This window comes from Candidatus Omnitrophota bacterium (genome assembly GCA_041653595.1).
Classification (GTDB): domain Bacteria; phylum Omnitrophota; class Gorgyraeia; order Pluralincolimonadales; family Pluralincolimonadaceae; genus Pluralincolimonas.
The window spans coordinates 33835-48643 of the sequence record JBAZFB010000001.1; the positions used below are offsets into that span (position 1 = coordinate 33835).

At 50.4% G+C, this 14809-nt stretch carries 16 protein-coding genes and 3 tRNA genes; 1 reads left to right on the top strand and 18 read right to left on the bottom strand.

Translation table 11 applies throughout. From position 1 onward, the window contains the following. Nucleotides 1-116 precede the first annotated feature (116 nt). The 9 genes from WC317_00165 to WC317_00205 form a co-directional block, all read right to left on the bottom strand. Nucleotides 117-596, bottom strand: coding sequence for a ferritin-like domain-containing protein (locus tag WC317_00165; protein ID MFA5338551.1), 480 nt, complete (start codon nucleotides 594-596; stop codon nucleotides 117-119). Nucleotides 597-627: 31 nt separating this feature from the next. Then, nucleotides 628-2607 (bottom strand): ferrous iron transport protein B, encoded by a 1980-nt coding sequence (feoB, locus tag WC317_00170; protein ID MFA5338552.1) that lies wholly within the window; start codon nucleotides 2605-2607, stop codon nucleotides 628-630. Then, nucleotides 2604-3236, bottom strand: a complete 633-nt coding sequence (locus WC317_00175; protein ID MFA5338553.1) for a metal-dependent transcriptional regulator — start codon at nucleotides 3234-3236, stop codon at nucleotides 2604-2606. Before WC317_00175 ends, feoB begins: the two co-directional genes overlap by 4 nt. Before the next feature lie 192 nt (nucleotides 3237-3428). Continuing rightward, complete coding sequence (locus WC317_00180; protein MFA5338554.1) at nucleotides 3429-3980, bottom strand: redoxin domain-containing protein; 552 nt, start codon at nucleotides 3978-3980, stop codon at nucleotides 3429-3431. Continuing rightward, entirely contained in the window at nucleotides 3974-4294 is a 321-nt protein-coding gene (locus WC317_00185; GenBank protein MFA5338555.1) for a hypothetical protein, read from the bottom strand. Before WC317_00185 ends, WC317_00180 begins: the two co-directional genes overlap by 7 nt. Nucleotides 4295-4428: 134 nt before the next feature. After that, nucleotides 4429-5163: a hypothetical protein gene (locus tag WC317_00190; GenBank protein MFA5338556.1), complete on the bottom strand. Its 735-nt coding sequence runs from the start codon at nucleotides 5161-5163 to the stop codon at nucleotides 4429-4431. Between the two features lie 33 nt (nucleotides 5164-5196). After that, a tRNA-His gene (locus WC317_00195) sits at nucleotides 5197-5273 on the bottom strand. Nucleotides 5274-5295: 22 nt separating this feature from the next. Beyond that, a tRNA-Arg gene (locus tag WC317_00200) sits at nucleotides 5296-5372 on the bottom strand. 36 nt (nucleotides 5373-5408) lie between these two features. Further along, nucleotides 5409-5486, bottom strand: a tRNA-Pro gene (locus WC317_00205). A gap of 107 nt (nucleotides 5487-5593) precedes the next feature. Between WC317_00205 and WC317_00210 the strand changes: the two genes are divergently transcribed. Continuing rightward, the gene (locus WC317_00210) at nucleotides 5594-8506 is read left to right on the top strand and encodes an AsmA-like C-terminal region-containing protein (GenBank protein ID MFA5338557.1); all 2913 of its coding nucleotides are present in this window, start codon (nucleotides 5594-5596) and stop codon (nucleotides 8504-8506) included. Here the strand turns inward: WC317_00210 and WC317_00215 are convergent. The 9 genes from WC317_00215 to WC317_00255 are packed head-to-tail and all read right to left on the bottom strand — an operon-like array spanning nucleotide 8475 to nucleotide 14809. Further along, nucleotides 8475-9080: an XTP/dITP diphosphatase gene (locus tag WC317_00215; protein MFA5338558.1), complete on the bottom strand. Its 606-nt coding sequence runs from the start codon at nucleotides 9078-9080 to the stop codon at nucleotides 8475-8477. The genes WC317_00210 and WC317_00215 overlap by 32 nt on opposite strands. Then, nucleotides 9081-9803 carry a ribonuclease PH gene (gene rph, locus WC317_00220; GenBank protein MFA5338559.1) on the bottom strand — a complete coding sequence of 241 codons (723 nt, stop codon included), beginning with the start codon at nucleotides 9801-9803 and terminating at the stop codon, nucleotides 9081-9083. A 1-nt stretch (nucleotide 9804) separates the two neighbouring features. Beyond that, nucleotides 9805-10320: a FumA C-terminus/TtdB family hydratase beta subunit gene (locus WC317_00225; protein ID MFA5338560.1), complete on the bottom strand. Its 516-nt coding sequence runs from the start codon at nucleotides 10318-10320 to the stop codon at nucleotides 9805-9807. A gap of 1 nt (nucleotide 10321) precedes the next feature. Next, nucleotides 10322-11164, bottom strand: a complete 843-nt coding sequence (locus WC317_00230; protein ID MFA5338561.1) for a fumarate hydratase — start codon at nucleotides 11162-11164, stop codon at nucleotides 10322-10324. Further along, nucleotides 11161-11871 (bottom strand): 7-carboxy-7-deazaguanine synthase QueE, encoded by a 711-nt coding sequence (locus WC317_00235; GenBank protein ID MFA5338562.1) that lies wholly within the window; start codon nucleotides 11869-11871, stop codon nucleotides 11161-11163. Before WC317_00235 ends, WC317_00230 begins: the two co-directional genes overlap by 4 nt. Next, nucleotides 11868-12545, bottom strand: coding sequence for a 7-cyano-7-deazaguanine synthase QueC (queC, locus tag WC317_00240; GenBank protein MFA5338563.1), 678 nt, complete (start codon nucleotides 12543-12545; stop codon nucleotides 11868-11870). Before queC ends, WC317_00235 begins: the two co-directional genes overlap by 4 nt. Further along, complete coding sequence (locus tag WC317_00245) at nucleotides 12542-12910, bottom strand: 6-carboxytetrahydropterin synthase (protein MFA5338564.1); 369 nt, start codon at nucleotides 12908-12910, stop codon at nucleotides 12542-12544. Before WC317_00245 ends, queC begins: the two co-directional genes overlap by 4 nt. Next, entirely contained in the window at nucleotides 12903-13703 is an 801-nt protein-coding gene (gene murI / locus WC317_00250) for a glutamate racemase (protein MFA5338565.1), read from the bottom strand. Before murI ends, WC317_00245 begins: the two co-directional genes overlap by 8 nt. After that, nucleotides 13700-14809: an N-acetylmuramoyl-L-alanine amidase gene (locus WC317_00255; protein MFA5338566.1), complete on the bottom strand. Its 1110-nt coding sequence runs from the start codon at nucleotides 14807-14809 to the stop codon at nucleotides 13700-13702. The genes murI and WC317_00255 overlap by 4 nt, the downstream gene beginning before the upstream one ends.

A 14809-nucleotide genomic window follows, 5' to 3' on the forward strand; every position in this document is an offset into this window, starting at 1 on the left:
ATTATATAAGTATACGGCCTTGAATTAATTATACCATTTCAGTGGTACAAATATCAAGCGAGGCACACCACGCCCCTTTAGGGGCGGACATTTGTGCACTGTGTGGGAATTTTATCTTATTTTTCTTTCAGGTTCTCGAAGGTCTCCTCATGGGTTATCTCTTCGCTCATTATGTGGGTGACGAGCTGGTAGGTCGCGTGGTCTTTACCGAAGGTCTTTTTGGCGATCTTGTTATAGACCTCTATCGCCCCAGCTTCCGCGGCTGTGACTAGCTTGATTATCGTGTCGTAATCGTGTAAGTTCTTCATCACGCCCGGATACGGGCTGTTCGCGTTCTTCTCAATGTCGCTCAGGCTGCTTGTCGGGATGCCGCCAAGCTTGACTATTCTGTCCGCCAATTCCGTGGCATGCTCGAGCTCGTCCTTGGCAATCTTGCCCAGGAACTCGGCCATATCCTCATAGCCCTTCCCGTCAACGGTCTGAGACATGAACCACCACGCGTAGTAAGCGAGCCACTCGTCGCAATACGCCTTATTCAGGTCCTTGATAAGGTCCTTCAGGTCGATCCCGACTATTTCCCTGGCTTTCTTGCCCATTTTAACCCTCCTTTTTTTATGTTGCTCCCCATTAAGGAATCCCTATTATAAGAAACAATCTCCCGACAAGCCCGCCTATCGTAACAGCCAGGACAATGGTAAACAATGATATTATCAGACTTTTCTTCCAGCCAAACTCATGCTTTAAAACCGCAAGGGTCCCAATGCAAGGGAAGTACAAGGCAACAACCAGGGCGAATATGAATATCTGCAGAGGAGTCATAAAATTCAACAGGCTCGAGCTTCCCCCGAGCACAAACAGCAATGCTAATGCCATTTCTTTTCTTAGTATTCCGTAGATCAGCGTAATACCCGCAACAGCAGGGAGCATAAGCCAGCCGTTAATAATCGGAGAAAAGGGTTTTGCGAGGATTTCGAGGATACCATAAGCTTTGAGCAGGCCCAAGACAATAGAGCCTATGATAATCAAGGGAAATGCGATCCCGATAAAACCTCTTACTCTCATCCATGTCTTTTTCCAGACATTCTTAAGCTGGGGTAACCGGTATTCCGGCATCTCCATTATAAGCCCGGTCGATTCACCGGGCAGGAACTTCCCAAGGATGTAGCCAACCGCAAATATAAGCAATAACACGATCCCATAGATCAAAAGCGCATAACCTGCCCCGATAAATTTCCCGACTGCGCCGAAGATAACAGCAGTCCTTGCTGAACATGGGATCATGCAAATCAAAATGGAGGTCAATATCCTGTCTTTCTTATTAGGCAATATGCGCGTTGCAAGCACTGCCGGAACGCTGCAGCCGAATCCGAGCATCATTGGTATGATGGCGTTGCCGTGCAAGTGCATCTTATGCATTAACCTGTCCAAAAGATAAGCCATGCGGGGAAGATACCCTGTATCTTCCAATGCGCCCAGCGCCAGATAAAAGACAAAGATATACGGCAGCGCTATTTGCATCCCTGCATTTACGCCTTGCAGCCCCCAGCTAAGAGTTGTCTGCAAAATCGTACTCGGGATCACCTTTATGAGGGGGGCCGTTGGGTTAGTGACAATTATGTCAAACCATTTCCCGACCAGGTCGCTAAGATAATTCCCCACCGTAAACAGGGCGAAGAAAATCACGCTCATTACAATAACCAGCGAGATGCTTCCCGTCAGGGGCTCGGTCGTAAACCTGTCGAGAAAATCCTTAAAATGCTTTTTCGGCTTGCCCTTAATCATTACTTTCTGGGCTATTAATGCCGCCTGGCCATGGCGCTCCCGCGCGATCTCCGTATTAAGATCAAGGGCATGCTCTTTGCTGAGTTCATCTATGATCCTTCTGATCTTTTCCTTATGCCCGGCTTTCCCCCATTCAACATCATCTTCTTCAAGCAGGTTGATTGCCGCCGCTCGTTTCGGGATATCATCCTCTTCGACGATCCCCGCGATCTTATCAATTGCCCTTTCTATATGGTCATCATATATAACATTATAATGATCGAGATCGGCAGGACCGCTCATAACAGCATCTATTGTCCTGACCAGCAGGTCTATGCCTGCTCCGCGCAACGCATCAATAGGCACAACAGGCACGCCCAGTAATGCGCTCAGGTTTTTATAATCTATGCTGATGCCCTTATCTTCTAACTCTTCATAAAAATTCAAGGCTATGACCATCGGGACCTGCAGCTCCAGTAATTGCAGGGTCAGGTAAAGATTGCGCTCTAAAAGCGCGGCATCCACCATATTTACTATTACGCCGGGCTTTTTCTCAATAATATAATCGGTGGCGACTCTTTCATCATCGCTTGATGAGCCAAGATTGTATATGCCTGGCAGATCAGCTACATGCAGAACCTTATCGCCAATTGCGGTTTTGCCCTCAAGGATCTCGACAGTCGTTCCCGGATAATTTGATACTATAGCATCAGTAGTAGTAAGCTGGTTAAAAAGGCAGCTCTTGCCTGTATTTGGATTTCCGGCAAGCACAATATCTGCGCCGCAAACTTTTGCGCCGAATTTATGCATATAGGCTTTCCCTGAAAGCCGGGGATGGCAGCTCATTTTTTCTCCACAAATATGCTCGCGCAAACATCGGGCCCTAGGGCGATCTTGCTTCCTTTTATATTCAAGATCAGGGGTCCTCCGTTTAATTTGCGCACTACCCTGACTTTTGCCTGAGGAACAAACCCGAGTGAATTCAAGCGCTCAAAGCATGCCTTGCTCTTGCTGGCTACAAACACAACCTCTGCCTTGCTTTTCTCCGGAAGCTGAGTCAACTCTACTACGTTGCTGTTCTTGTCGGGAATAGGATTGCCATCCGGACAAAGCTTCGGCTTCTTCAGCATGCTATCAAGCTTATCCGTTGCCGCGTCAGATAAAGCATGTTCCATGGCATGCGCTTCCTCATGGATATCTTTTTTTATTTTCAGATTTAGTACCCTGCTGAAAAAGACCTCCAGAAGCTGATGCTTTCTGACTATTTTTCTGGCTTCTTTGATCCCTAAGGCAGTAAGGCTGATCCCGCCGAAACGCTCGAAAGTAACTAATTTCTCCTTTTCAAGCCTTCTTATCATTTCGGAAACGCTTGGATCGGAAACCTTAAGCACACGTGCCAGTTCAGTAACCCTTGCAGCGCGGTTATTGCGGTACTGGATCATATACATTTCTTCGAGGTAATCTTCTTTTTTCATGGTCTTAATGTTAGGTTATCCTAACTTATTTATATAAGTTTATCACAGTTAAGTTATAAGTCAAGTAATTAATTTTTGAAAAAATAAAAAACGGCTATGATCGCTGTTTCGACCATAGCCGTTAATCTCTCCCATTATCCGAGGAGAACGGAATTACTGGGGTCCCTCTCCTATTTCATGAGGGGAAACCTCTCAATTTTCCTTAACGAGATTTTTCAGCAGGTCTTCAATAATGCCGATATCTTTATCCTCAACCTGGCCTGAAGCGTAATATCTTATGATACCTTTCTTATTTATGATTATCACATTGCTTTCGTCTTCCTTGGCGTGATAATCAGCGGACATTTTTCCATCCCAGTCGCCGTATATCGTCAACTTTTCCTTTTCCGAATTATGCCGGAGGTTCTTTTCCCACTCTCTTCTAAACAATACGCCTTGGCAATCGATCACTCCTATCCTGACAATATCTTTTTTTACGGAATCGGATTGTTCGTCGTAAAACACATCAAGGCTGGTCTTTAGTTTTCGGTTTTGCTCGATAGCGATTTTTGCTTCATAAAACAATACCACCACTTTGCCTTTTATATCATCTAAGGTCAATGCTTCTTTATCTCCCGATATGATTTTGAAAGAAGGGGCGGAGCTGCCGATTAAGCTGTCGTTTGCGGAATAGGCTGCAGATAATAAGAGTGGGGTGACGAGAAAAGAAACGATAAAAATTAAACGTGCCCTACGCATCACCATAACAAGTACCTAAATTGACCGATAGCGTTCATCCCTGCCGCGAATTGTCCCAGACCAAATATTAATCCCAATGCAAACTGGGCGACCGCAAATATTCCCACAGCAAACTGCGCTAAACCAAATATTAAACCGACTGCGAACTGCCCTATTGCGATTATGCCTATCGCGAATTGCCCGATCGCAATAACGCCTTTTGCCACAAGAAGTTTTCCTGTTTTGCGGTCTTTCCCGAAGGCGATGTGCACGAAGGGTAAGCCGAAAATTTCCGTCTTGCTCCTCCATTCATAACCGATATTCCAAATATCTTTTATCATTTAAGTTACCGTTGAGAATTGGGGTCCCTTTCCTATTAGGCGAGGGAAAACCTCTCTTATTTGGCAGGCTTTATTATAGAGGTAATATCCTACTATATCAAGGATTTTTGGGGACCAGAGAGGTAATTCCTCGCTTAATATCCTTTTTTGCTCTTAAGTTCCTGGCACTGTTTTTTGATTATCCTCATCTCTTCCGGGTCAATGAGTTTAGAGATGGTAGCCATAAGCTCGGGGTATTGTTTTTCTATTCCCTTAGCCATGTCATTCCTCGGCTCCACATCCATATCTGCGATAGGTGCCTCAGTACCAGCAGTTATTTTTTCCCATGGCAATCCTTTTCCCCACTTGGCCGTTGCCCATGTTATGGGGAAATCAAATTCGCTCAAGGGGGTGGTTTTGGACCACATCAGTTCACCGGTTACAACTTCTTTTAATACCAGAGTGAGCTTCCCGCTGATTTTCAAGGTACTACCATTGCTTTTTTGGACAACCGATAACTCCAGCTTTGGCATTGCATATAAATCAATGGCTTTCTTGTCTTGATATGGTATCAAATCATAAGAATCAAAAGGGCCGCGGACAGTAAAGCCCTTTGCCGCAAGAAGTTTATTTAAATCTTGTTTTATCGCAGTATCTAAATTGGCAAATTGCGGCCAGGTGGGCCACGGTGTAAAACTATTAGATTCAAAACTAACATTTGCTATCGCAAAAGTTACTCCGGCTGAACCGGGCGTTTCTTGCGAAGAGGGCGTATAATCAAAATTCGCCACGTATACAGCCTCTTCACCTTTGGACGCTGCCGCCAACGCATGGCTTGCGTAAATAACGGATAAAAGAACAAATACTAAAACCACCGGATATTTTCTCAATGTATTTTTCCTTTCATGATATAGAATAAATTTTGGGGTGGCTGACGGGGATCGAACCCGCGACCCTTAGAACCACAATCTAATGCTCTAACCAGCTGAGCTACAGCCACCGCAGATCTAATTTTCAATTTTTGGCGCGCCTGGGGCGATTCGAACGCCCGACACCCTGCTTAGAAGGCAGGTGCTCTATCCAACTGAGCTACAGGCGCGTTGGCCCGCCCATCTGAGCGGGTAAATCTAATTTTTGGTCGGGGCGCTCGGACTTGAACCGAGGACCTTCTGCTCCCAAAGCAGACGCGCTAGCCAAACTGCGCTACGCCCCGAAGATTAAAAAACGCTCCCAATCGTCGGGGAGCGAACGAAATTTGCCATTTAGATTTTACCAATTCGCGCTTGCAAAGTCAAACCCTTTTAATATAGAATATATGCCATGCAGGAACAACCGAAACGCAGGGGTATCCCCTTTTTACGGAAGATATTCTTCTTATTCATATTGTTCGTCATCCTGGGCTCTATCGGGCTTTGGTATGTCAACGAGAATATCATGCCCACGAAGGGTAAGTCGCTCATTATCGAGTACCTCACAAAGGCGACCGGCCGCGAGGTCACGCTTGAGAGCGTCTATTACAACCCGTTCAGGGGCATCGTCCTGAGGAACCTGGCGATCTCCGACGAACCGAAATATAAAAGGAAGTTCCTGGAGGTCGGAAAGCTTTACCTGAATATCCTCTATATCCCCCTTCTCCATGAGAAGAAGCTGGTGATCTCGTCGGTAAGGATCGACTCGCCGAAAATAGCCCTCACCGTAGACGATCGGGACAAGTGGAACTTCCAGTCGCTCGCCTTCCTTAACCAGCCTAAATCCGGGGGCGGAGATATGACCACCATCGTCAACAGCGTCATCATATCCAACGCGCGGATAGCGCTCGAGGACCTCGCCGCCGTACCGGCTTTCAGGAAAGAATTGAAGGATACGGATCTCCAGGTATCTCTCTCGTACCCGCTTAAGATCAAATACAGGTTAAACTCCGGGCTTGACATAAAACAGGCTAATTTCTTTTCGGCCGACGGGCAATTCGATCCCTTCAAAAAAAGCGCGACACTCAATCTTAAGCTTAAGGACATACCGCTTGCGGAATTCCAGCCGTATTACACGGATCTGCCGTTCAAGGCCCTGGCCGGGAACCTGAGCGGGAACATCAGCGCTTCCTATTCCCATGAGAAAAGCCTGACGGTCGCGACTGTCTCGTCGGTCACCGGGCTGGTCTTCGGCCGCGAGGATTACACCGCGAAAGGCGCCATCGACCTGAGCGGAAAGATAATTTTAGACCTAAAGGACAAGGCCGGAGCAAAGATGCCATGCGTCATAAACGCCGCCGCTAAACTGGCCGTGGTCGAGCTCGTATCGAAAGATTTCTCGGTAAAAGGCGACGTCGACGCGAACGGCAAATTCTCGTTCGACCTTAAGGACAAGACCGTTCCCCTGAAATATACGGCCGACACGCAGCTGCGCGACACGAAGATCGCCGGAGTGCCGGTCTTCGGCGCAATAGACAGGATAAACGGAAAAATATACTTCGACGAGACGAAACTCTGGACAGACCTGCTTAAGGGGCTCGCAAAGGGTTTCGACTGCGTATTCTCCGGGACGGTAAAGGACTATAGCAATCCCCGCCTGGACCTGACCGCAAAGACCGACCTCGACCTCGCGCGGCTCAACGAACTGCTTGCGCCGGATATGAAGGAAAAACTTAAGGGTTACACATTCAGCGGGATAAGCAAGCTCTCGCTTAACGTCAGCGGCATGCTGAAACAGCAGGATAAGGTCCCCCTCGCCTACATCGTTACTTCCGAACTTTTGGATTGCGGCGTAAAAACGGCTTTCCTGGATAAGCCCGTCAAATCGATAAACGGGAAGCTCGTCGTGAAACAGGACTCGCTGGCGCTGAAAGATATCTCGGCGTTCTTTGACGACAAAAAATACCTTTTAAGCGGAGAGGTAACGGGCTTCAAGGCGCCGGCGTGCGACCTCTCGCTCTCCTCGGATGACCTTAAGCTGAGGACGGCGTTCAAGTACATGGAAGATTCCGTGACGTTCGGAAAATTCGACGGACGGTACAAGGATACGGTCTTCAACCTCTCCGGGTCTTACGCTAATTTCAAGGATCCTGCCGTCAGCGTAAAGGGAACGGTCGTGACGAGGATTGGCGAGATATCCCGGCATCTCCCGAAGGAGAGCGCGGAATTCCTCAATAAACTCAATCCCGCCACATCCCTCTCTTCCTCTTTTGAGTTCAAAGGAAAGGCAAGGAAACAGGAGACGTGGGACCTCCTGCTTAATAAATTTGAAGGGAAATCAAGCGCCGTAGACCTGGCGGTTTTCGGCTCCATATCGGATTTCAAAGACCCTTCTCTGGACCTCCGCGGCAGCCTTAACACGACCGTTGAGGAGCTGAAAAAATTCCTGGCGCCGCAGCAGGCGGAGATGCTCACAAAGAGCGAGGTCGGCGGGGACCTTACATTGAAATTCGTATTTAAAGGCAAGCAAAAGTCCCAGGATACCTGGCAGGCCGACCTGATTGCCGATTCCCCGCAGGTCAACATCAAGAAATTTAAATTAGCCGGTTGCCATCTCGAGGCCAAATTCAAGGATAAGTTCCTGACTTTCCCCCGCGTCACCGCCAACCCGTATGACGGCGCATTAGCCGCTAACGCGGTCATCGATTTCAGCCAGCAGAATCCCCAGTATGTCGTGCAGGTCGCGGTGCGGGATATCGATATCAGCAGGTGGAAGGATGATACCGATATGAAAGATAAAAAACTGCAGGGGCGTTTTTCGGCGAACGCCGATTTGGGCGGGTTCGGGAGCAACCTGGAGACTCTGAAAGGCAAAGGAAAGTTCGAGATAAAAGACGGGCATTTCTGGGAATTGCCGGTATTCTCCGGGATAGCGAATATCCTTTATATACCCGGGGTAAGCAATATAGCCTTCGGCGAAGCGCGCGGGACCTTTAGTATCGCGAACAAAAAAGTATATACGGAAGATACCCAGATGGTCTCCGAGCAGATGAAACTGACAGGCAACGGCACGGTGGATTTCGACGGCAACCTCGATTTCCAGACCACCGTGACTTTCGACAAAGGCCTTCTTCAGATAGCTTCTCCCCTCGGGCCGTTCCGCGACTTCTTAATAGATAAAGAAGGCAATTATCTCGGCATCATAACACTGAACGGGACGACAAAAGACCCGAAGTTCAAGACCAACGCGCCTAGCTTTGACAGGATATTCCAAAACAAACTTTTCAATAACATCAAGAACGGGATCTTCGGAGGGAACGAATGATGGTCCGCGCTTTCTTTAACGCGCGGCCGCGGTGGCTTATAGAATTCTTCTGTGAAGCGGAAAGTTCCGCGAAAGTCTTCTTGAATTCCGGCGAAAAGAATACCGGGTCGTAGCCGAAGCCGTTTGCGCCCTTGGGTTCAAAAGTTATCCTGCCGGAGCATTCTCCCCTGACTATACCTTTAATGCCGTCAGGCCCGGCGATCGCGACCACAGAAACGAATTTAGCTCCCCTCTTATTCCCCGGCACACTCTCAAGAAGCCTTAACAGTTTCCGGTTATTACCTTCATAGTCGGCTTTATTTCCCGCGAACCTAGCGGAACGGACGCCCGGCCTTCCGCCGAGCGCTTTGACGGCAAGGCCCGAATCATCGGCCATAACCAACCGTTTTGTGTATTTCGCTATCTTAAGGGCTTTGAGCCTGGCGTTCGCCTCGAAAGTCTTTCCCGTCTCTTTTACCTTCGGGGCACCGGGAAAATCGTTCAGGTCGAGGACTTTTATGCCGAGGCCTTTAAGGAGGGCTTTGAGCTCACGCTTCTTTTCTTTATTCCTTGATGATATGACTATCTCGAACACTTAAATACCCAATGTCTTCTTCTGTATGTCGATAAGCTGGCCTATGCCCTTCTTGGCGAGTTCGAGCAATTTATGCAGCTCTTCGCCGTCAAAAGGTTCGCCCTCGGCCGTTCCCTGGACCTCGATGAACTTCCCCCCGCCGGTCATGACGATATTCATGTCGACATCGGCGTTCGAGTCCTCCTGGAAAGTCAGGTCGAGGACCGGCTCGCCTTTTATCATGCCTACGCTTGTCGCGGCCACGTAATCGAGCACCGGGATCTTCGTTATCATGCCCTTCTTCTTCATCCATGATAACGCGTCGGCAAGCGCGATGAAACTTCCGGTTATCGAGGCGCAACGCGTGCCGCCGTCCGCCTGGATGACGTCGCAATCTATCCAGACCGACCTTTCCCCTAATACCGGGAGGTCGACCACGGCCCTGAGCGAACGCCCGACCAGGCGCTGTATTTCGTGCGTCCTTCCGCCTATCGCGCCCCGGACCGCTTCCCTCTGCACCCTCTGCTGGCACGAACGGGGAAGCATACCGTATTCGGAAGTCACCCAGCCCGTCCCCTTGCCCTTAAGGAACATCGGGACATTCTCTTCGACCGAGGCGGAGCAGATGACCTTCGTCTCGCCCAATTCCATAAGGCACGACCCTTCGGCGAATTTCATATAATTGCGCGTGACATTCACCTTCCTTAAGAATTCCGCGCCGCGCCCGTCCGCTCTTTTTATCATTCTATATTTCCTTTCCCATTGCGTCTATCCCGACGATAGCGGGAAAATCTTTTAACTTCAATTCGTAAACAGCCTCCGCGCCCAGGTCTTTATACAAGACCGGCTTCGCGTCTATTATCATTTTGGAAAGATACGCGCCGGCGCCGGCGATAGTGATAAAATAGACCGCCTTATGCCTCTTTATCGCGCGCCTGACATCCTCGGAACGCGAACCTTTTCCTATCATTCCCTTAAGCCCGGCCTTCAAGAGGTGCGGCGTAAAGAAATCCATCCTGCTTGAAGTGGTCGGGCCGCATGAGCCTACGGCTTTCCCCGGGCGCGCGGGAGTGGGCCCCGCGTAATAGATCACCTGGCCCCTGAGGTCCAACGGCATCTTCTTTTTCGCGTATGCCCCTACCAGCCTGAAATGCGCCTGGTCGCGGGCGGTATAGACAGGGCCGTTCAGCAACACCTCATCGCCTGCCCTGAGAGTTTTTATTACGTCGTCTTTAAGAGGTAACTGGATAGAGCGTATCATTCTAAAGTGTGGCTGTCGCGCTCCTCGTCGCGTGGCAGGATATGCTTACGCAGACCGGAAGGCCGGCTATATGGGTCGGATATGTCTCTATATTGACGCCCAGGCAGGTGGCCCCGCCGCCGAACCCCATCGGGCCGATCTTTAAGGCGTTTATCTTCTTAAATAATTCCTTTTCCAACCCCGCGATATGGCGTTTTGCGCTCCGTTTATCTATAGGGCGCATCAGCGCTTTTTTAGACAAAAGGCATGCCTTATCAAGGGTGCCGCCGAGGCCCACGCCTATAATATACGGCGGGCATGCGTCGGCGCCGGCTTTCTTTACCGATTCGATCACGAACGCCCCGATCTCATCCGCGCCCTGGGTAGGGTTGAGCATCTTGACGGCGGTCTTGTTCTCGCTGCCGAACCCTTTGGGTACGACGGTTATCCTTACTTTGTTCCCCGGGACTATCTCCTCGTGTATGACCGCAGGCGCGTTATCCCTTGTATTGACCCTCAGGATAGGGTCGGCGACAACAGATTTGCGCAGGTGGCCTTTTTTGTATCCTTCGCGGATACCGTCATTGACCGCTCCGGAAAGACTGCCGCCCGTAAGGCTGACGCCCTGTCCTATCTCTATAAATACGACTGCCATCCCGGTATCCTGGCAGATCGCTATTCTTTCATATTTCGCTATCGCGGCGTTGGAGAGGAGTATTTTAAGGATATTTTTGGCCTTCCGGTCTTTTTCGGCCAGGTATGCTTTCCTTATGGCGCGGACAATATCCCCGCGCAGGATGAGGTTTGCCTCGACCGCGAGCTTCGCGACCGCGGACTTTATTTTTTTGACATTTATCTTTTTCATTTTACACCCTTGATCTTATGGAGTTGCGGTATTATCCTCACGTCCTTCAGTTTCGCCAGCGCCTTCTTCTGCCAATCGAGAAGTTTGGCGTTTTCAGGGACGCCCTTGAACTCCCCGAAGGCAGAGGCCGGCTGGAATATAAGCGGTATATTCCTGTCGATGCTCTCTATCAACGCGATAGCCTTTTCGACATCGGCGTCGTGGGTCTCGTTCGTGACGACCATCTTGATAAAAACTTCTTTCTCTTTAGCCGCTTTCAGGAATTCGAAGTGCTCTTCCCAAAAATGCCTGTTCTTCGTCGAGGACGGCAGTTTGATATCCATGGCGATGACATCGACAAGGCCTATCACTTCCTTCGCCTTATCCGGGAGGGTCCCGTTCGTATCGAGGTGTATCTTATATCCCCTTTCCTTTAGCGCCGGCAGGAGGACTTTCAGGAATTGCGTGTGAAGTAAAGGTTCACCTCCCGTTATCGTGACAGCCTTCGCTTTTTTACCTTTATCCGCGTCGAATACCTTATCGACGACAGCCCTTATCGAAGACTCTTCGGGCGCTTCCGGCTGTGGCGTATCGCAAAACGCGCAGCGCAGGTTGCAGCCGTGGAAACGGACGAAGACATGGTCCTCTCCGGCATAGACACCCTCGCCCTGGATAGAGAGGAAGACTTCGGTCACTTTCGCAGTAGGTTGTTTGAATATTATTTTCATCTCTTTTTCGAGGGGTCTTTTATCTTGGCCTCCCTGAAACCTTTTTCCCTTATGATGCACGAATCACACGTAAGGCAAGGGCCCTTGCCTCCGGCGTAGCACGACCACGTATATTCGTACGGCACGCCCAATTTCGTCCCCAACCTGATGATCCGCGCTTTTGCCATGCCTATGAGCGGCGTAAATATCTTTATCTTGGCGCCGGCTTTTGTTCCGCGCTTAATCAATTTATTGAAAACTTTATAATATCCGGGCCTGCAATCGGGATACCCGCTGAAATCGACCGCGTTCGCGCCGATAAATATCGCGGTCGCGCCTGTCGCCTCGGCGCAGGAAACCGCGAAACTCAGAAATACCGTGTTCCTTGCCGGCACATAAGTGGCCGGTATCCCTTTTGCCGGATGCCTTCCGCTCTTTGGCACGGCTATGCGCCTGTCAAGGAGGGCGCTCCCTTTCCACGGCAAAGCGATCTTTATGATCTCGTAATCCGCGCCGCAGGATCCGGCGATCTTCTTCGCGCTTTCGATCTCTTTTTTATGGCGCTGTCCGTAATCAAAGACCAGGCACTTGCAATCGTATCCCTTGCTCTTCGCGTAATAAAGCGTAGTCGCGGAATCCAACCCGCCCGACAGCAATACCACCGCCTTCCTTGTCCTGCGCGTGCGATTCTTCATTCAAAATACGTGGCGCAGGAATCCCTCGTCTCCCAGACGCTCACGCGCCTCAGCGAGACCTTATCGCCCTTAAGCGCCTTCTTTAAATTATCGTATATATACTTCGCGATATTCTCCGCGGAGGGATTGCCTTTTTTAAAGAATATTATGCCGTTCAAGTCGCGGTGGTCGAGCGAATCCAGGACGGCGTTCAATTTATTCCTAAGGGTCCTGAAATCTATCGCCAGGCCGCCGTGGTCCAGTTTTTTCGTCGCCGCGAAAACCTCGACGTCCCAATTGTGGCCGTGGAGGGCCTCGCATTTGCCGCGGTAGCCCTTCAGCCTGTGCGCGCCGCTGAAACTCCCTTTTACCGATACCTCAAACATCCTTCACCTGCTCCGCTGTCTTGACGTCCGTGCCGAGGAACCTTTTCGCGACGGTCAGGAACTTACCCGGCGCGTCGCTTACATAAAATCTGGAACGTCCCGCCCTCCGGCCCGGGTATTTCAACCCGCACTCCTCAAGCAAGTTCCTCGCCTCTATGGCGGTCTCCTCGGCCGAATCCACAAGTTTTACCGCCTTACCCATCACCTTTTGTATGGCGGGTTTCAGGAGAGGGTAATGCGTGCAGCCGAGGATCACCGTATCTATCTTCTTTTCTTTGAGCCCGGAGAGATATTTCCCCGCCGCTATGTCGACTATGCCGTCGCCGGCCCAACCCTCTTCGACGAGCGGGACGAATAGAGGGCAGTCCTTGCTGTAAACTTTGATCTTCGGGTCGAGGGCATTTATCTCCTTCTCATAGGCCTTGCTCAGGACCGTAGCCGTCGTCCCTATTACGCCCACCCGGCCGTTCCTGGTCGAGCGTATCGCCGCCTTCGCGCCGGGCTTGATGACGCCGATTATCGGCACGCTGAAATATTTGGAGAGGAAAGGCAATCCTATCGCGGACGAAGTGTTGCAGGCGATGATAATAAGCTTCACGTCGAAATTCAGCAGGAAGAGGACGTTCTCTATCGAAAATTTCTTTATCGTCGACGGGGATTTCGTGCCGTAAGGGACGCGCGCGGTGTCGCCGAAATAGATGATATCCTCGGCAGGCATCTCTTTCGCCAGTTGCTTGACGACGGTGAGCCCGCCTACACCCGAGTCAAAGACCCCTATAGGCTTATCTCTCATTTGGTAAATCCGTCGGTAGATTCATAGATCTTCTTGTAATTGAGTATCCCTTTCGCTATCGCCGATGCTACATCCTCCCTGCACGAGGCGCTCTTAAGGTCTTTTTCTTCCGCGGGATTGGATATAAAACCGATCTCGACCAGCACGGCCGGCATCTGCGCGCCCTTTAATACATAGAACCTCGCGCTCTTGACGCCGCGGCAATAAAGGGAGGTAGACGCGTCCACGGATTTCGAGATATTCCGGGCTAGCTCTATCGATTCTTCCCTGTTCTCGGTATATACGAGGTCCCAGAGCGTCGCCTCGAGGTCTGTATTGCGGCGCTGGAAAGAGGAATCGTCAAATTTCAGGAAAGAATTTTCTGCGGCCTCCACGGCGCGGGCGTTGTCATCGACCGCGGTCGACAGGTAATATACCTCGAACCCCTTCGCGCCTTTCAGTCTCGCCGAATTGGCATGGATACTGACAAAGAAATCTACGTTGTTCTCGTTGGCTATCTGCGACCTCTTTTCCAGCGGGATAAACCTGTCCCTGTCGCGGGTCATTACCACATCGACGCCGTTCTCGTTGAGCTGTTCTTTTACGCGCCTGGCTACATCGAGGACGAGGTCTTTTTCTTTTAATCCGGTCCGGCCTACCGCCCCGGGATCATTGCCGCCGTGGCCCGCATCGATAACAACCTTCCTTACCAGGTATTTCTGTGTGACCGGCGGCCTGGGGCCGGTGATCCGCGGAGGGCTGAGCACTCTAGCTATCGAATTGATGGCAAAATCGGCGGGTATCGCGGCCGAACCCTCATAAAAAACCACCGGGGAGCTTAATCTTTCCGGCTTTCCGTTTATAGCGGCGTAGTCCATGCCGACATAAAAAGCGAATATCTTGTTTTCCTTGATTAGGTCGGCCCTTCTCGCCACCGGGTCCCATTCGCACCTGGCCTGGTAGTATCCGGCGATGAGCGTCAGCGGGATATAACTCTTGCCGTCGATCTTCACGGCCTGCGATGAAAGCGCGCCCCGTATCTCTCCCATCCTCGGGGCGGTCGCGCATCCCGCGGTAAAAAGAAGAAGCGCCGCGAAAATCACCAGGAACAGCCTTCTCGTTATCAT